The following is a 17161-nucleotide window of genomic DNA, read 5'->3' as shown; positions in this document are numbered from 1 at the left end:
GGGTCAGATGCCAGGCAGCACTGAGCCAACCGCCGGAGGGATCGTTTGTTCGGAACCGACACGAATGGGTCCATCGAGAGGGAGATCAGCTGTCCGCGGAGAAGGAGCTGATCTGTCCGCCTACAGGGATCTTGCGCTGTCCGCTCTCACTCGTGAGCACCGGCTCCTGTACGAGATCGTGCACCGAGCAGGACGCATCGTCCCCGCCTGCCCGCCACGAGACCGTCCACCGTCTCGTCCAGCCGTCGCCCAGATCCAGGCCGGACCTGCCCGCGTCGACGTCCGTCGGCACGAAAAGGTCCTCCCAGCTGCACTGATGCGACCAGACGGACCCGGTGTCAGCGGCTTCGACTACCCTTCCCGACCCAGCACTTGTAGCGGCCATGGGCCCATGGAAGCGCCGAGGAGGTCCCCAGGCTCCCGATCTTCGATTCTGGTGACAGAAAGACTGCTGAATGAGCGTCTGTGACAAGTCAGATGCCTCGTGGGTGACAACCAGGTTGCCTCGACCGTCCCCGTTCGCCAGCTCAGCTGGTCCCGCTGGTGACAACTCCTGAGCTTCGGCTCAGCTGTGACTGAGTGCTTCACCAGGCCCTTGCGCCGCCTGTCCGTCCTCACCATCACCTGGCTCGGATAGCCACCTGTGACAACGGCTGACGGCGGCCGTGGCAAGCGGTTCTGATCCACTTCTTGTGGGGCGGTTGCGGAGGGTGACGGCCTTCAGTCGGCGAGGAGTATCTGCAGGCGGAGGAGATCGAATCCGGCGCGACCGTATCCATCCCTCTTGATTCGCTTCGCCCGATTTACGTTGCCCTCGACCTTGCCAGAGCTCCATTCCAGGGTGAGGCCGGCGGTGACGGCATCAAAGTCCTGGCGGAGGCCACGAGCCAGGCTCTGCAGCGGCTTCATCCCGGTGTCCTCGGCGCTGGTGAGCCAGTTCTCCAGGTCGCTGCCCCGGCGCTCGGTCATGATCGCAGCGAAAGAGCGGACGCACGCGGCGACAGCGTCCAGTTCGACAGAGCGAGACAGGAGCTTCTTGAGCTTGAGCACGCTGCTCTCGTCCAGGTGGTCCGGGTGCGAGGTGATCAGCCAGGTGGCTGTGCGGACCGTCAGCGTCTTGGGCTTGTCGGGTGCGGGTTTGCCGCTGGCCCGGATCTGCTGGAGGTGCCGGCGCACGGTCCGTTTGCTGCCGGTGAAGCCGCGTTCGACGATCTCCGCGTGGAGCCGTGCCGCGTCCGTGCAGCCCTCGTTCCAACGCCGGTGAAGATAGGGCGAGTAGGCGTGGACCTGGCCGTAGCGGCGCGATCCGGTGCCCAGCGACGCCTCCTCGGGCGTGGCCGCGTGCGCGTATCGGCGCACCGTCTTGCGGTCCAGCCCGAGAGCCTCGGAGATCGCCTGAATCGGGACACCCTTGTCATAGAGGGTGTGCACGGCCGCATGCCGCTCGCGGCGCCGGATCACACGCATCCCCTCTGACCGCCCCGACACCTCCGGCTCGGCACTGGCGTGAGCAGGCGCGTCATCGGTAGGCTCGGCGAGGCAACTGCGGTGTGTGGCAACGCATTTCTCGACTGCTTCGCACAGGTTCTTCCACAGATGGAAGCGGTCCGCGACCTGGATTGCGTCGGGGCAGGCGGTGCGTACGGCCTCGGCGTAGGCACTGGCCCTGTCCCGGCAGACAATCTCCGCGCCCGGGTGTGCGCGCAGCCACGCGGTCAGGGTCTCCGCGGTGCGATCCGGCAGGACGTCGACGCGTTCTCCGGTCTCCATGTCCAAGATGATCGTTCCGTAGACGTGCCCCTTCTTCAGAGCGAAATCATCGATGCCCAGCACACGGGGTGCGGTGCCGACATGCTTGTCCGGAAGCCTGCGCACGAGCCTGATCAGGGAGTTCGCACTCGTCGGGATGGACAGGTGCGCGGCCAGCCGGGCGCCCGGACGTCCGGCGAGTGCCAGCGCGATCTTCTCCAGCGAGCGACGCAGGAGTGGTGTGCGCCGCGCGAATCGCTCGGTGAGCCCGTCGACTTGCTCGACGAACGTGCGGCGACCGCACTCCGCTGCCGGGCAGAGGAAGCGTCGCACCAGCAGGTCGATCACGACCTCCTGCCCGGCCGCCGCGAGGTCGGCCAGGCGCCGCCGGTATCCGCCATGGACACGGCCGGACACGGTGCCACAGTCCGGGCACGCCGCCTCGCGCGTCACGGTCCGCGCCGTGAGGGCTATCCCGCCGCCCTCTGCTCTGACCTCGTCCACCACCACGGAGGACAGATGGGAGAAGGCCATGGAGAACGTCGAGAACACGCTGCAATCACACGAACGGCCATCCTTCCAGCCGTTGTGACGCCGTGTCACCACCCCACAAGAAGTGGATCAGAACCGCACTACACGGCCGTTGACAAACGGCCCGGCCCCGGCATTGCAGCTGCCGGGGCCGGGCCGTTTCGCATCGTAGCCACGACCGTGTCCACCGGGCAGCCGCTCAGGCGGCAACGCGAGTGAGACCCGCGAAGGTACAGGGCGCGCATGGACCCAGGTGTGGGCAGCAGCCGAGCCGGGCAGAACCAAACAGGCCCTCACACACGACGAGTTCGCTGTGAGGGCGGGGCAGGACGAGCGAAGGGTGACGACATGCCAAGGCGCGTTCTGGCACCAACGAAGCCGATCGACTGCCCCGAGTGCGGCACCCCGACGAAGGCGAGCCTGCGCAACGGCCACCTCTACGAGCATGCCGCGCCGGGGCGCCCCGGCATCTGCCCGAAGTCCGGGGAAGTGGTTGTGACCGGCAAAGAGCTGAAGAACAGCTACGAGTGCGCCTGTGGCACCTGGGCCCGGATCACCCACAAGGGCACGCTCGCCCAGCACCCCATGCCAGAGGGGGAGCAGTGCCCCCTGTCCGGAGAGCCGATAAGGACGGCAGCTTCCCGTCCCGTCGTGGACGGGCTGCTGCGCATGGTGGCACCTGCGCCGGCTCAGGGGTGGCGAGCGGAACGGATCGCCAGCAGCAGCGGCTCTAGCGTGTACGCGATCCCGGCCGGCCTGCCCGGCCGCGGCCGAAGGCGCCGCTAACCACCCGCCTGCGGCGACTCCCAGGAGGCCCAGGAAGCGACGGCCGAGCTGCGGGTGGCGTGGTCGACTTCCGATGCTCCGTGGCAGTGCTCAGGTCTGCTTCTCGGACACGGATCCGTCCCTCTTGTCAGCTGCCGGGGATGGATCCGTGTCGCATCGTACGTGCCGCCTGTACCGACGCCTGTGATCAAGCATCTACCAGGTGTTGTGGGAGTCCGTGGGCATCACGATCGGCAGGCTGAGCCTGATGGTCGGAAGGCGCTCCGCCGGGTCGGAAGTCTCCGTGACGATCCTCGTCAGGTCTTCCACGGAGAACTGGGCAGTGGTCGGCAAGCCAGCTGCCTCGACCTCATCGACGCTGGCAAGGTGCAACCCGCACAGCCCACACAGCAGGCCTTCGGCCGCCAGTTTCATGTCGAACAGCAAGGAGTCCTTGTTCACGGCCAGGAACAGAGCGGCGGCCTCCTGCCCGCAGGCGGGGCACTGGCTCAGTGTCTGGAACAGCGTTTTCTCCGGGCCCACCTCGACCACTATCAGCCCGCGTTCGCTCACCGCCTGCCTGGCCCCGTCGACCGCTTCCTCCGGAAGGTCCGCGAAGCGCGTGCTGAACCGGTGGCGGGCCTGGTTCATCCGCAGACGCACATCCTTCTCCAGGCGGCCCGCCCGCTCGTCCAGGACTGCTTGGGCCGTGTCCGACCAGAACTCCCAGAAGGAGCTGCGGTCCTGCTCCACGTGCAGCAAAAGCCTGTCCACGGTCGCCGCGAAGGTGCCCAGGTAGTCCCCCACGTCATCTGTACCAAGGTGAGCGACACCGTTGCGCAGCTCGATCAGACCGTCCAGGGCGTCAGCTTCACCGCTGTTCCTCTGCGGAAGAACCTCCATCTTCCGCAGCCGACCGATCGCCGTCGACGCGCCGATCGTCCGGAACCGGGCCGGCGGTTTGGACACCGCTCCCGCGAGGTGCAGCAGCATGTCGTCCTTGCCATTCACCTCGGTGAGCAAAGCGAGGTTGACACGGGCCAACGCCGCCTTCGCCAAGCGTTCCACGCTGACGCCGGCGTGCAACAGGAAGACCTCTTGGTCCTGCTCAGCGTGGGCTTCCATAGCCAGGCGGGCAAAGCGCTTGGCGCCTCCATAGAGACGCTCGAACGAAACCGGCGAGTCCATACCGGGACCATACCGACAACTCAAAGATGCCATCGGTGAGTTACCCGCACACGGATCCCCTCATGGCCGGGGACGGCCAGGCAAGCCGCGCAGCCCATGCCCCGCTCCGTCGGCTCAGGCTCCCAGGAAGAGCTGGGGCAGCCGTTCTACCGTGTCCAGGGCCACTGCGTAGTTCCCCCGAGCCTGCTTGATGCGGCGAACGTCCGCGACCAGGTTGCCATACAGGTCCTGGGTGCTGCGCTCACGCTCCTCGCACAGCCGCGCCAGGTTCTCCCCGGCATCCTTGAGTTCCTGTCCGGCCTTGTCGACAGCTTCGGAACGCCAGTCGCCCAGGCTTCCGGACGGCCACCCCGCGGCGGCCGAAGCCCTTTGCTCGGCGGCGGCGTGTTCCCTCCTGGCGGCCCGCAGCCGCAGCAGGGCGGGCGAGCACGTCAGGTAGACCTTGGTCTCCTCGATCGTCATCGCGACCTGCTCGTCGCGAATCAGATCGAACACCCGGCCCTGGAAGAAGCCGGGAGAGCCTCGGTGCGTGTCCAGCGCGCAGGCGTCCAGGAAATCCCTGTCGACGTGGGACCCCGGCTCGTACGGGCCACCAGCGATCAGGTTGTAGGGCGCGTTCTTCGCTCCCTGCCGCAGCCACCACACCGCCAGCTCGCCACTGTGCTCATACACGACGTGCCAGTGCTCCCGGCCGCTCATGCGGTGACAGCACTTGGGATCGATCACTGTTCCCCAGAGCGTGCCCTGCACCGTGCAATCGCGACCGTTCAAGGGGCTGCGCTGAGGCAACTGGCTGTAGATCGTCTTCGACATCCGCTTGCCGCCCACCGACAGCGTCTTGATGGTTACCGCGGCCTCTTCGACTACCAGATTCATGCTCTGAAGAACGCGAACGACGGGTACACGACGCGGCACCACAGCCCAGTTCCCACGTTCGGGCCACTCCGCTCCTGTGACAGGCCCGTACACCCACGGTGTCACGCTGTGAGCGTCTATAAGGCTCACAGCCCGTTTTCCTAGTTAGACGGGCATGGGCCACGGGTGTGAGCCTTGTGAGGCGGGGCTGGCCCCAGTGCTTTCGCGCCCTCGATGTCAGCGGTGCTTGGCGGCCATGGAGTCGAAGGTCTCCCGCATCAGCCCGTCGATGGCGCCCGGCTCTTCGACCAACGAGTCAAAGAGATCGGCGAGCAGCCACAGCACGAAGCTGTGCACCAGAGCCTCCTTCGGCGAGATCTGCCCGAACTGGTCACGCCACGCCACGGCGTCCATACCCATCGCCGCCGCCATCAGGACGCCGGTGACCATCGGAACCTGAGCCGGGTCGGCCATCTCGAAGGCGGGGAGCCTGCGGATCACGGCCGGGATCAGATCACTGAGCGGATCAAGACGATCCTCCCCGTCGGCCTGTTCAGCTATCAGATGACCAGTCAGCACACCCACCAGGAAGACCGTGCCCCGGGACACCTCCTCACGCCCATAAGTGTCCATCGCAGCCTTGACCCTCTGCTGCGCCTGCTGGCGCTCCTTGATGGAAGTGCGCTTCTCCAAGACCCTGTACGAGTCCCACGCTGCATGGACCGCCTCGTCCACGACTACGCCGTCTTTGGTCATGATCCGACCGTAGTGAGACGACGAGCCGCAAGGGATCTCCTTGGGGAAACCGCGACCTTGCCGCCGAGGCCGGATGAGCGCTGCGCCCTCGCGGCGCCTGCTGCGTCATTGCCCTGCGTCGGTCTCCCGACTGCGGGTAGCCTGCCGATCCCGTACAACACGCAAAGCAAAAGGGGAGGGCCCGTGCGGTTCCCAGACTTATCCGACTCGGCACCGCTCACGACGACGGAAGTGCAAGCGCTGCGCTCCCTGTACCGCGCATGCAACGCCAGCCAGGCGGAGTGGCGCTCCGCGATCGTCCTCGCGGACCGACTCAGCGCCCAGATGGAAACCGCCGAGGAGTACGACCAAGGACAGTCGTTCCAGCATCACGTCGAAGCCATCAACGACGCACACTCAGGGGCCTACCGCTACGAACGACAGCTGGGCCTGACAGCCTGGCGCTACGCCAGCGCCCACACAGTCCTCGGCATCATGGTCCTTGACCGGGTGGTGACCGGTGCCCCGGCACTCTCCGCTTCGAGAGTGGACAAACTCTGCGAGGAACCCACCCTTGAAGAGCTGCGCAGAGCACTGTCCATTCCCACCGAACTGCTTCTCAGCGCCCGGAAACACCCCTCCTTCTGGAAAAGGGCCGCGGAAGAACGGCAAGAACTCCTCACCAGGCTGCACTACACCCACCGCGACATCCGGGCCGCGGACCCCGCACGGCCGATGACTGAACAGGAAGCATGGTCCTGCCGACTGACGGACCACAGCCCTCCGAATATGGACCCCATGTACGACGGCATGCTGGAGCCCCTGATCGAAATCTGCGAACAGACACCCCTAGAGATCAACTGGTACCTCAAAAACTCCGAAGCAGGCGTCAGCCAGGCAGTGACCCTGTAAGGCAGCGGCCACGCCCTGGTCCAGCCCGTCGGCACGCGGGACGATGGAGTCGTGGGCGAGCACGACCAGGACCAGAAGCACGCCGTCGAACCGGCGCGGCCGCCGCTCACCGCGGCCCGCGCCCGGGAGATCACGGCCGGGCTGCGCGAGGCGATGGACGACGTCCGGCGCTCCGTGGCGGTGCTCGCCGCCCGCGTCCGCGACGCACACACCGCCCGGGTGTGACTGCCCCTCGGCTTCACCTCGTGGGAAAACGTACTGCCAGGCCGAGTTCGGCATCAGCCGCGCGCAGGCGTACCGGCTCCTCGAGATTGCCCGCACCCTCGGCACCATCCAGGCCGCCGTCACGGCTCGCACCACCTCGTCTCACACGCGAGACACCCCGGCCGCGTTCGACTACGGCCTCTCCCAGCGGGCCCTGATCGCCGTCTCCAGCCGCGCGGACGACGTCGCAGCCCTGATCACCCACCGACTTGCCACGCTCGCCCACAGCGGCCTCCAGACCCTCGACGAATCCACCGTGCACGCGATGGTCCGCCAGGCCGACCGCGACGTCCGCACCGCCCCGCCACCACCGCCCGCCGAACCGCCGGCAGACCCGACCGGCACCGCGCTGCGCCGCGTCGTCGACGACCTCGCCGCCAGCACGTACGCAATCGGGGAGCTGATGCTCGAAGTCGCCCCCGCCTACCTCTCCGACGCCGCAGCCGCCGACGTCCTGGCGCTGCTGTGCGAGGAGATCGGCGAACCCCTCGACCACGGCCTCGCCGCCCGCCGCTACGCCATGCCCGGCGACCGCCGCGCCCTGCACGGAACCGTCCTGTGTAGACCACCGATCCCGGCTGCTCCTATAAGCCTCACAGCCCGTTTCCCCAGGTGAACGGGTGCGGTGTGAGGGTGTGAGGTGCGAGCCGGGGGCCTGCGGCGACGGGATCCCGCTGACCTCTGACAGGGGATCTTGCTCGTTTGCCAAGTGATCTTGACGACCAGTAGGTTTCTGCCACTTGATCTTGACCGGTGGGTCTCGTCTGGTGGGGGGAGACCGTGACTGGTGCCGCGCTGGCATACGGCGATGCCGTCTTGTCGGCCTTTGAGCTGGGGTTTGTTGAGTCCGGGCAGCGCCGTCGGCTGCCGTTGGGCCAGGGCTGGAACCGTCGGTTCGAGGCGGCCGATCCGGTCCGGGAGTTCCGCTGGGCCAAGGGCGGGGAGAGTTTCGCGGGTCTGTACTACTCGACCACGGTGGGCGCCCACGTGGGCTACGAGTCGTGGCTGGAGCGGGATTGGCTGATCCTGCTGGACCGCGATCCCGACGTGGTCGGGATCGCGTCGCAGCCGTTCTGGCTGCACTGGTACGACGGGAAGCGGCGGCGCCGGCACGCGCCCGACTTCTTCGTGCGGCTGGGAGACGGCCGGGGCCGGGTCGTGGACGTGCGGGCAGGCGACCGGATCGACCGGGCGGCCGCCGAGTCGTTCGAGGAGACCGAGCGGGCCTGCCAGGCGGTGGGCTGGGAGTTCGCCCGCGTCGGCGAGCCGGACCCGGTGATGATGGCGAACGTGCGGTGGCTGTCGCGCTACCGCCGGCGCCGCTGCGCGCGAGCGGACGTCGCCGAGCGGCTGCTGAGGGTGTTCGAGGAGCCGGCCCAGCTCAGGCCCGGGGCGGAGGGAGTCGGCGACCCGCTGCTGGTGCTGCCGGTCCTGTTCCACCTGCTGTGGTCCGGCGTGCTGAGGGCCGATCTTGAGGGCGGGCTGCTGTCATCCGACAGCCTCGTCGTGACGACGAGGGGAGAACGATGAGCGGGCTGCAGCGGCCGGTCGGAATCCAGGTCGGCGCATGGGTGCGCTTCGCCGGGCAGGTCCGCGCCGTGGTGGGCGTGACGGCCAGGACGGTGACGCTGACGGACACGGAGGCCGGCCAGCGCGTCATGGCGGTGGAGGACCTGACGGGCGAAGCGGACTTCGCCGTCATCGACATCCCGGTCCGGATGCCGCTTCCGGCCTCGTCACGGCTGGAGACCTTCCCGGCCAAGGCGGTTGAGAAGGCCCTGTGGTGGGAGGGGCACATCCTCGAAGTGCTGCACGGGCGGCCTCCGGAGGCCGGTCCGGACACCACGCCGCGGCCGGAGTACGGTCCGGACCGCTCGCTGACGGCCCGCCAGCGGGCCAAGGCCGCTGAGCTGACGGCGGCCGGGACCAAGGTGTCGGCCAGCGCGGTCGCCAACCTGCGGCGCCGCTACCAGGCCGAAGGCGTGCTGGGCCTGGTCGATCACCGCCAGGCCGCGAAGCGGCCCGCGTTCGGCTCGGTGGACGAGCGGGTGGTGACAGCGATGCGCACGGCCATCGGCGAAGCCGTCGACGCCTCCACCAGGACGGGATCGTTCATCCTCTGGCGGACCGGCGAAATCCTGCGCGAGACCTCCGGGACTCAGGATCTCGAAGTGCCCTCCGAGCGCACCCTCTACCGGCTGCTGGCGAAGCTGACCGACGGCACCCACACCTTCAGCGCGGCGAGCACCCGCCGCTCCAAGGCCCACGGGGCGAAGGCCCCGTTCGGCGAGCTCCCGGCGTTCGCTCCAGGCGAGGTCATGCAGATCGACTCGACCCCGCTGGATGTGATGGTCCTGCTGGATGATGGCGTCCCGGGCCGGGTCGAGCTCACGGCCATGATCGACGTGGCCACGCGGACGCTCACCGCGGCGGTGCTGCGGCCGACCACGAAGGCGGTCGACGCGAGCGTGCTGCTGGCCCGCACGGTCACCCCGGAGTTGATGCGGCCCGGCTGGGCGGACGTGCTGAGGATGTCGCGCTCGGTGCTGCCGCACCGCCGGCTCCTGAGCCTGGACGAGCGCCTGGAGCACGCGGCGGCTCGCCCGGTGATCGTCCCGGAGATGATCGTCTGCGACCACGGCAAGGCGTTCATCTCCCGGAACTTCAAGTCGTCCTGCCGGTTCCTGGAGATCGACTTCCAGCCCGCGCACAAGGGCTCCGGCTTCGAGAAGGGCCACATCGAGTCGATGCTGGGCTCGGTGGCGACGCTGTTCGTCCAGTTCCTGCCCGGCTACACCGGACGCAGCGCGGACCACCGCAGCCGCCACCCGGAGCGCGAGCGGATCTGGTCCCTGCTGGAACTGCAGGAACTCCTGGACGAGTGGATCATCGCCCACTGGCAGAACCGGCCGCACGACGGCCTGCGCGACCCCGCCCACCCGGGCCGGCTGTTCACCCCGAACCAGAAGTACGCGGCGCTGGTCGAGGCCTGCGGCTACGTCCCCGTCGCGCTCACCGGCGACGACTACGTCGAGCTGCTGCCCTCGGACTGGCGGGCGGTCAACGACTACGGAATCCGGGTCAAGAACCGCATCTACGACAGCCCCGGACTAACCCCGATACGGCGCCAGGACTCCGGAATCCGCGCCAAGCGCGGGCTCTGGGAGGTCCACCGCGACCCCTACGACGTCTCCCAGATCTGGGTACGCGACCACCGCGGCGAAGGGCGGCCGTGGATACAGGCGACCTGGAAGCAGCTCCACCGGGCACCGGTGCCGTTCGGCGATCTGGCCTGGGACCACGTCAGCCACCAGATGCCCGGCGCCACCGAGGCGGAGATCACCGACGCGGTCGCCTCCTTGCTCACCCGGGCCCACGCCGGACCGGCGGGCGAACCGAAGCCCAAGGCGACCAGGCGCGACCGCCGGGTCGCCGCCCGGACCAAGGCGGCCGGGCCGTCGACCCCGCTGCCCGCTCAGACCGCTGACGAGCCCGCCCCCGCACCCGAACCGGAGGCCGAGGAGAAGCTCGCCGACGTGATCCCGCTCGGCCTGTTCGACCCGCTCGAAGATCCCTGGAGACGACGATGACGCTGCCGGACACCGACGACGCCGGGCAGCACCTGACCACGAAGGATGGCTGGCGCCGGTTCGTGGCCGGCGGCCCGAAGCCACCCCACATACCGGCGCCGTCGCCGAAGTCGTACGCCAAGCTGCCCAAGGCAACCCGCCTGAAGCTGGACGACCTGCGCATCGACCACCACGCCCGCCTGATGGTCGTGGCCACCTCCACCGTCCGCCACACCGTCACCACGGGCCGCCGCCTGGTCATGCTCAACCGGCACGCGATCAGCGCCCGCCGGGGCCTGATCGTCTCCGGCCCGGCCGGCACCGGGAAGACCATCGCGCTCACCCAGCTCGGCCTGGCCCACGAGCTCAACGACCGCCACGTCCACCCCGACGCCCACGGCCGCATCCCGGTCCTCTACATCACCGTCCCGCCCGCGGCGACCGCCCGCATGATCGCCGCGGAGTTCGCGCGTTTCCTGGGCCTGCCGGTGCACCGCCGGCTCAACACCACCGACATCATCGAGGCCGTCGTCGGTGTCTGCACCACCGCCCGCACCGGCCTCGTGATCGTCGACGAGGTCCACAACATCTCCCTGAGCACCCGCCAGGGCGCCGAGGTCTCCGACACCCTGAAGTACTTCTCCGAGCGCATCCCCGCGACGTTCATCTACGCCGGGATCGACATCGAGCACAGCTCGATCCTCTCGGGCACCCGCGGAGCCCAGATCGCCGGCCGCTTCACCCTCATCCCGACCCACCCCTTCCCCTACAACGACGAGTGGAAGGGCCTGGTCAAGACGATGGAGGACACCCTGCTGCTGCACCACCACAAGCCGGGAACCCTCGCCGACCTGGACCGCTACCTCCACGACCGCACCGGCGGCATGATCGGCGCCCTCTCCCACCAGATCCGCGGAGCCGCGATCGACGCCATCCTCACCGGCACCGAGAAGATCACCCGGGACGGCCTCGAAGCGATTCCTCTCGACGTCACGGCCACCACGCAGGCCCCTCGGCCGAAGCGGGCCAGAACGTGAGCCGAGTCCCGCTGGTCCTGCGGATCGTGGAACTGCCCATCCAGGTCTTCCCCCGGCCCTGCGAAGGCGCCCAGTCCTTCATCGCCCGCCTGGCCACGGCGAACTACCTCAAGCCGGGCTACCTGCACACCTGCCTCTGCGACCCACCCCGTTACCGCGGCACCCTCAGCTGGTCCCGCCTCGCCGCCGCAACCGGACGCGACCCCCTTGAACTTCGAGAAGTCCTGGAACGCACGCCACCACCGCCACCGGACCTCCTGCTCTGCGAGTACTGCGGCCGCCCGCCCAGACCGAACGTCGAGGCCGGCCCGGCTCCCTGGTGGTGCTCGGCCCGATGCCGGCGCAGAGACGATCTCTTGAAGAGCGCACCCTCCAGCAACGGCATCCTCCCGGACCAGAAACAAGTCCTGCCCTGCCCCGGCTGCGGAGCCCAGTTCACCCGGCCCGCGGTCAGCCCACGCAGTGCTTGTTCACCCCGCTGCCACGGCAGAAACGTTCGCGCGCAACAAGCAGAGCTGGCCCTCTACGAGAACCCGGACGCAGTCGAGGACGAATCCACCTGATCCGGGCGGTCAAACTCACCTGGCAAACGGTCAAGATCACTTGTCAGAGGTCACCCGCTGCTCCTGGTTGTGCTGCTCGCCGAGTGGACAGCAGGTTGCTACCCGGTGGGTAGCAACGGTCGTCGCCGGGGTGCTGCTCCGTGGTCCTGGTCGTGGTTGTCGGGTTGCAGCAGGGCGGTGTCGCGGGTGCAGCGCAGCATTTGCATGGGCCAGGCGGGACACGGGTGCTGCTCGTGCGGCTGGCCGGCGCGCTCGTGCAGCGACGGGCAGCTACTGCAACGACTCGATGGCAGCAGCGGCGGATCGGCGGGCCGTGGGTTGTTCCGGAAATCTGGAACGGTCCGGTTCGCCTGGCGCTACGGGCCGGGTGCGGCACCGGCCGGAAACGGCGACGGCGCCCTCCCGGTCGGGGGGCGCCGTGGTGGTGCGCGATGTGCGGCTCGGGTTCAGCCGGCTAGCCGGAGGGCGGGCCGGGCCTCGGGGGCGGGCGCGCCCTCGCCGCCGTCCGGGTCGGGGTCAAAGTCGGTGCCGGTGCGCCCGTCGCGCACGCGCGGCGGGCGGATGTCGCCGACGGGGAAGTTGATGGGCCACACGTGCGTGTCCGGGGCCTCGAGGTGGTTGGTCATGTGGGCGAGCGACTCGTAGCCAGCCAGAAGCGGGTGGATGAGCAGCGTGCCCTTGCGCTGCCGCTCGCTGATGATGCCCTTGTCGCGAAGCTGCCCGATCGCGCGGGAGACCGCGGACTGCGACAACCCCAGGCGCTGGGCGAGCTCCTGCTGACGGATGTGGACCAGGCCGCCGGGCTCCTGGCGCGCAGTCAGCACATCGAAGATGTCCCGGGCCGTCGCCGACAGACACGCGTTGGGCAGGACCTCGAACAGCTGCGGGTTGTGGAATCCGGCAATCGTGCTGCTCATCGCGAGGTCTCCTTCTTCCCGACCGTCGGAATCTCGATCTGGTGCTCCAGCAGAACCTTCTGCAGCGACACGACCAGCTCCCGGTGATGGTCGCTGCCCCACCCATAAGCGTAGAGCGGGTTGAGCCGGTACAGCCCGCGCTTCTCTTTCCAAGTGAAGTTGTGTCGGGCGAGCTCCCCGATGGCCTTGCTGACCTTGGTCTGCGAGCAGCAGAAGTGCTCGCCCAGCTTCGCCTGGGTGGTCTTCACCAGGGCCTGCCTGTCGTGGTGCGTGACCATGTAGTCCAGCACGTCCCGGGCCACCGTCGTCAGCCGGAACTTCCACAGGTTCGCCTGCAGCACGTCCGAGACGCTGGAGTGGTTCGTCCCGTAGAAGGCGTAAGGACGGCGCTTGCGGTCGTAGGTGAACGTCCCGCCCTTGGACAGCTCCTTGAACTTGTTGAGCAGCGCAGCGGCGGACTCAAGGCCGTTTACGTAGTCCCGCTCCGGCTCGGGGGCAGGAGCCAGTGACGACGTCCTCGACGGCGCCGGCGCACTGCTTCTCAAGGGCTGGGCCACTGACTTCCCTCCATGATCACTGAGGCGCATAACATACCTCATGAGTGATGTTATGCGTGAGATCCATTCACTTCCGGTGTGTCTCTAGTGCCGCGGCAGGCTACGTTTGCCCGTCAAGGAGCGGCGTGGGGTGCGTGCTCTCGGTGTGCCGGCCGGAAGTCCTTGTACTGGACGTACTTGGGCTTTCGGCTGGTGCAGCGAGAGCGCGTGCCCGACGTCGCGACGGGGCAAACGTTGCCTGATGCGGCACTAGCCAGGAGAGATCTAGTCGGCTAAGCCGCATACATCTCCGGCCTCGCGACCACGATCTATGCGTGCAGGGCAATAGAACTTTCGCGTTTCCGCAGGTCACGGCACCGCGCCTATCTGATCTTTAGAGGCCCGCCCCCTACGGCCCGCGCTACGCCCTCCAGCCGCCCCATGCAGCGGCAAGGTGGCAGCAGGCGAGCGGGGATCCATCCCCCGGCAGCCCGCCAACTGCTGCGCCTCGGTCTCCGGACGCGGCTGAGGCAGCTTCGCGTGCGGCTCCGTGATGTGGGTGCGGACCGTAGGCGGCACCAGCGGCACTTTAGGAACAGTTGCGGTGTCTCAGCCAGCAAGGACCTGCGGTAATCGCATCGTCCGTGCGGAACGGACGGAGGCGTGGAGGGCTGGGTGGTGTCTCACCTTGAACCCTCCGATCGGGTGAATGCGTCGTGGGCCGGAGTCGGTGGTGCCAGGGGCCTTCGCCGGCCAATGCAGTTGCTTTTAGGTCGTCAGCTCCTACGGCCCGTTCTCTACTGGCACCACCGAACGTCAGCCACGGCGATGCCTTCGCCCGAACGAGTAGGCGCGCGTGTGTCACGGCAACCAATTCCCGGTCTCAGCCACGCTTCGGCATTGAAGGCCCCAACTGACCAGCTGGTCGCCCGTGGCCACTGGCCACCCCGTCGGGGCACCGCAAGCCCGCCAGGGCTGAGGAGCTGCCGACCCTCGGCGCCAGTGCCCGGGAGCGCCGCTGCAAGTACAGGGGCGAGGAAAGACCCTTCGCCGAGCCAGCGCAAACCTTGCCACCTCCCTAGGCCGGGCGGACACACATCGCCTACCGGTCTGGCGGCGTGCGCGACCTCAAATCCCGGGAACGCTGTCCAGGGTCCCGCATGATCCCTATGTGAGACGTTTACCGAAGCAGGTCGAACTGCTCTATGTCGCCCTGGTTGGGGCGTTTCTGGCGTGGTACATCGCACGCGGCCACAAGGTCGACTATCTGGTCACCGTGGTCTCCGCGTTCACTGCCCTGCTCGCACTGCCCGCCGCTATAGTCGCAGTGCTCCGCCCTGGCAAGATCGGGCCAGCGCCCACCCATCTGGGGGACATGGCCGACCAGCTCGCCCAGGGGGTAGGCCAGCAGTGGGAGGCCGAGGCCCAGCTACGCCGCCTCAACGACCCTTTCCCGCTGCCAGTCGCGTGGGAGGCGACCGACGCCGACCTCGTCGAATCGTGGAAGCATCTGAAGGAGCTGGCCGAGGACTGGCCCGGCCAGTCCCCCGAAGCCGACTCCGCGTGGGCTCTCAGCCCGGCAGGGCTGGCCGGCAAGGGGGGCGACATCATCCAGGTCTTCGAGCGCGTGCCCACCCGCCGCCTGGTGGTCCTCGGCGAGCCCGGTGCCGGTAAGACAATGCTACTCATTCGCCTGCTGCTGGCCCTGCTCGAACACCGCCCGCCCGGCGGCCCCGTCCCGGTCCTCTTTCCCCTGGCCTCCTGGGACCCCGCCCGTCAGGACCTGTACACGTGGATGGCCGAACAACTCACCCAAGACCACCCCGCCCTGAGGGCTCCCGCCCTCGCCGATCCCTCACAGACCAAGGCCAGTACCCAGGCCCGCGCCCTCCTTCAACAGCGGTTGATCCTGCCCATCCTCGACGGCCTGGACGAACTCCCCGAAAGCCTGCGGGCCCTGGCCCTGCACGCCATCAACCAGGCACTGCCGACCCGGCAGCCGCTGGTTCTCTCCAGCCGCACCACCGAGTACCGAAGCACCCTGACCACATCAGCAGGGGTGACGGTGCTCCTCAACGGAGCTGCCGGCGTCCGTCTCCTCCCGCTGGACCCCGTAAAAGCGCTCGCCTACCTGGAGCGCGACGCCGGCGGTCCTGGCACGAAGGCCGCAAACCGTTGGAGGCGGGTCACCACGTCACTGGGTACCACCGCCCCAGTCTCCCAGGCACTGAGCACCCCATTCGGACTGTTCCTGGCCCGCACCATCTACAACCCCCGCCCCGACGAACAACTACCCGACCTACCCGACCTGCCCGACCCCGACGAACTCCTCGACCAGACCCGCTTCCCCACCCGCCAGGACATCGACACCCATCTGTTCTCCGCCTTCATCCCTGCCGCCTACCGCCCCCACCCCGACCAGCCCACACCTTGGAATGCCCAACAAGCCCAGCACACCTTCACCTTCCTCGCCCACCACCTCCAACACACACTCCACGGCACCCCCAACCTCGCCTGGTGGCAACTCCCCAAAGCCCTCCCCAAGCCCAGAAGGGCGCTCATGCTCGGGCTCATTGCCGGACTCATGAGCGGGTTTTCAGCCTGCATCGCACTCGGGCTGCTCGTGTACCTGGAACCATTCACGTTTGAATCTGAATTCACATTTGTCGTCCTGGCTGGGCTTGCTTACGGATTCACCTGCGCAGTAGCGGCGGCATTGGTCGGCTGGCTTTCGAGAACAGAACAGCCAAGCTCGCAGATCCGTTGGAGCTGGCGAGGGAAGTCGTGGCTAATCGGACTCGTCCCGGGGCTCGTCTTCGGAGCCACGCTCGGGATCCCAAATTCCGAGTTTGGGCTGAACTACGGAGTAGTAGTCGGACTTAGCGCCGGGCTCCCCTTCGTGCTGCTGGGCGGCCTCAGGTCCGTGCACCCCGAACTGGCCAAGGCAGTGCGGCCAGGCGCGATCCTGACTCAGGACAGACGTACCTACTCGGTCATTACTGTCACAGGCGGACTCGCGGGCACGCTCGCGTTGCTTCTTGTACAAGCCCTTGAGCTCTGGTGGGGGTTCCCGTTGGAAGGGGTAGCGGTATCACTCGTGCTCTCACTGTCATTCGGCCTGGCTTTGGGCCTTCCTATCGGTTTCATGCTGGGACTCGCTCGGTCGGTGTGGATGGAGTACCTGGTAACACGGATCCGACTGGCGGCACGCGGACGTGTGCCCTGGCGCTTCATGAGTTTCCTGGCCGACGCGCACGAGCGGCGGGGCGTACTACGGCAGGCAGGAGCGGTCTACCAGTTCCGTCACCTCGACCTCCAACGCCACCTCGCACAACGCCAACCATGATCGGCCGCGTGGTCTTGGGATGTTGTCCGGCTGTGTCGTGCGCTTGCGGGGAAGCCGTTGCCGAGGACAGCGGATCGTCGAATCGTGGTGGCCAGCTAATACTCCAGTCTGACTTCGCGATCTTGTCGCGGACCCGGCTGGGAACGGGTACGGCCACCGCGTGATCATCGGGGGTTGTGTGGACTCCTGAAGAT

Annotated in this window: 16 protein-coding genes; 9 read left to right on the top strand and 7 right to left on the bottom strand. The window is 67.9% G+C overall.

The genetic code is table 11. The features are described 5' to 3' along the window. Nucleotides 1-85: 85 nt before the first annotated feature. Both ACFYXM_RS24025 and ACFYXM_RS24020 read right to left on the bottom strand, forming a co-directional pair. Nucleotides 86-292, bottom strand: a complete 207-nt coding sequence (locus ACFYXM_RS24025; protein ID WP_389292214.1) for a hypothetical protein — start codon at nt 290-292, stop codon at nt 86-88. A gap of 428 nt (nt 293-720) precedes the next feature. After that, a complete protein-coding gene (locus ACFYXM_RS24020; RefSeq protein ID WP_389292212.1) occupies nt 721-2301 on the bottom strand; it encodes an ISL3 family transposase in 1581 nt (526 codons plus the stop codon). A gap of 327 nt (nt 2302-2628) precedes the next feature. Here ACFYXM_RS24020 and ACFYXM_RS24015 point away from each other — a divergent pair, with 327 nt between their 5' ends. Continuing rightward, nucleotides 2629-3066: a hypothetical protein gene (locus ACFYXM_RS24015; protein ID WP_389292211.1), complete on the top strand. Its 438-nt coding sequence runs from the start codon at nt 2629-2631 to the stop codon at nt 3064-3066. Nucleotides 3067-3261: 195 nt separating this feature from the next. On the opposite strand, the gene ACFYXM_RS24010 is transcribed toward ACFYXM_RS24015, so the two are convergent. From ACFYXM_RS24010 to ACFYXM_RS24000, 3 genes are all read right to left on the bottom strand, one after another. After that, nucleotides 3262-4233: a hypothetical protein gene (locus tag ACFYXM_RS24010; protein WP_389292209.1), complete on the bottom strand. Its 972-nt coding sequence runs from the start codon at nt 4231-4233 to the stop codon at nt 3262-3264. 114 nt (nt 4234-4347) lie between these two features. Continuing rightward, a complete protein-coding gene (locus ACFYXM_RS24005) occupies nt 4348-5109 on the bottom strand; it encodes a hypothetical protein (RefSeq protein WP_389292207.1) in 762 nt (253 codons plus the stop codon). Between the two features lie 216 nt (nt 5110-5325). After that, complete coding sequence (locus ACFYXM_RS24000; protein ID WP_389292205.1) at nt 5326-5844, bottom strand: hypothetical protein; 519 nt, start codon at nt 5842-5844, stop codon at nt 5326-5328. 183 nt (nt 5845-6027) lie between these two features. Here ACFYXM_RS24000 and ACFYXM_RS23995 point away from each other — a divergent pair, with 183 nt between their 5' ends. The 7 genes from ACFYXM_RS23995 (at nt 6028) to ACFYXM_RS23965 (ending at nt 12168) form a co-directional block, all read left to right on the top strand. After that, complete coding sequence (locus ACFYXM_RS23995; RefSeq protein ID WP_389292204.1) at nt 6028-6735, top strand: hypothetical protein; 708 nt, start codon at nt 6028-6030, stop codon at nt 6733-6735. A gap of 51 nt (nt 6736-6786) precedes the next feature. Next, nucleotides 6787-6960, top strand: a complete 174-nt coding sequence (locus ACFYXM_RS23990) for a hypothetical protein (protein ID WP_389292202.1) — start codon at nt 6787-6789, stop codon at nt 6958-6960. A gap of 304 nt (nt 6961-7264) precedes the next feature. Beyond that, a complete protein-coding gene (locus tag ACFYXM_RS23985) occupies nt 7265-7615 on the top strand; it encodes a hypothetical protein (RefSeq protein ID WP_389292201.1) in 351 nt (116 codons plus the stop codon). 164 nt (nt 7616-7779) lie between these two features. Next, nucleotides 7780-8529, top strand: coding sequence for a TnsA-like heteromeric transposase endonuclease subunit (locus ACFYXM_RS23980; protein WP_389292199.1), 750 nt, complete (start codon nt 7780-7782; stop codon nt 8527-8529). Continuing rightward, nucleotides 8526-10589: a Mu transposase C-terminal domain-containing protein gene (locus ACFYXM_RS23975; RefSeq protein ID WP_389292197.1), complete on the top strand. Its 2064-nt coding sequence runs from the start codon at nt 8526-8528 to the stop codon at nt 10587-10589. Before ACFYXM_RS23980 ends, ACFYXM_RS23975 begins: the two co-directional genes overlap by 4 nt. Further along, on the top strand, nt 10586-11605 hold the full coding sequence (locus tag ACFYXM_RS23970) for an AAA family ATPase (RefSeq protein ID WP_389292196.1): 1020 nt from the start codon (nt 10586-10588) through the stop codon (nt 11603-11605). Before ACFYXM_RS23975 ends, ACFYXM_RS23970 begins: the two co-directional genes overlap by 4 nt. Further along, the gene (locus ACFYXM_RS23965) at nt 11602-12168 is read left to right on the top strand and encodes a hypothetical protein (protein WP_389292194.1); all 567 of its coding nucleotides are present in this window, start codon (nt 11602-11604) and stop codon (nt 12166-12168) included. The genes ACFYXM_RS23970 and ACFYXM_RS23965 overlap by 4 nt, the downstream gene beginning before the upstream one ends. A gap of 446 nt (nt 12169-12614) precedes the next feature. Here the strand turns inward: ACFYXM_RS23965 and ACFYXM_RS23960 are convergent, their stop codons facing one another. Beyond that, the gene (locus ACFYXM_RS23960) at nt 12615-13085 is read right to left on the bottom strand and encodes a replication/maintenance protein RepL (RefSeq protein ID WP_389292192.1); all 471 of its coding nucleotides are present in this window, start codon (nt 13083-13085) and stop codon (nt 12615-12617) included. Further along, entirely contained in the window at nt 13082-13642 is a 561-nt protein-coding gene (locus tag ACFYXM_RS23955) for a hypothetical protein (RefSeq protein ID WP_389292190.1), read from the bottom strand. Before ACFYXM_RS23955 ends, ACFYXM_RS23960 begins: the two co-directional genes overlap by 4 nt. Before the next feature lie 1150 nt (nt 13643-14792). Here ACFYXM_RS23955 and ACFYXM_RS23950 point away from each other — a divergent pair. Continuing rightward, nucleotides 14793-16967, top strand: a complete 2175-nt coding sequence (locus tag ACFYXM_RS23950) for an NACHT domain-containing protein (protein WP_389292189.1) — start codon at nt 14793-14795, stop codon at nt 16965-16967. Nucleotides 16968-17161: the final 194 nt, after the last annotated feature.

Source organism: Streptomyces sp. NPDC002476 (assembly GCF_042889785.1).
Lineage (GTDB): Bacteria > Actinomycetota > Actinomycetes > Streptomycetales > Streptomycetaceae > Streptomyces.
Note: the sequence above shows the minus strand (reverse complement) of the source record. Positions and strands in the feature narration are given on the sequence as shown.

Bases quoted from the DNA above. Each gene is read 5' to 3' on its own strand.
- ACFYXM_RS24015 (WP_389292211.1), top strand. From the start codon at position 2,629: ATGCCAAGGCGCGTTCTGGCACCAACGAAGCCGATCGACTGCCCCGAG.
- ACFYXM_RS24010 (WP_389292209.1), bottom strand. From the start codon at position 4,233: ATGGACTCGCCGGTTTCGTTCGAGCGTCTCTATGGAGGCGCCAAGCGC.
- ACFYXM_RS24005 (WP_389292207.1), bottom strand. From the start codon at position 5,109: ATGAATCTGGTAGTCGAAGAGGCCGCGGTAACCATCAAGACGCTGTCG.
- ACFYXM_RS24000 (WP_389292205.1), bottom strand. From the start codon at position 5,844: ATGACCAAAGACGGCGTAGTCGTGGACGAGGCGGTCCATGCAGCGTGG.
- ACFYXM_RS23985 (WP_389292201.1), top strand. From the start codon at position 7,265: ATGGTCCGCCAGGCCGACCGCGACGTCCGCACCGCCCCGCCACCACCG.
- ACFYXM_RS23975 (WP_389292197.1), top strand. From the start codon at position 8,526: ATGAGCGGGCTGCAGCGGCCGGTCGGAATCCAGGTCGGCGCATGGGTG.
- ACFYXM_RS23970 (WP_389292196.1), top strand. From the start codon at position 10,586: ATGACGCTGCCGGACACCGACGACGCCGGGCAGCACCTGACCACGAAG.
- ACFYXM_RS23960 (WP_389292192.1), bottom strand. From the start codon at position 13,085: ATGAGCAGCACGATTGCCGGATTCCACAACCCGCAGCTGTTCGAGGTC.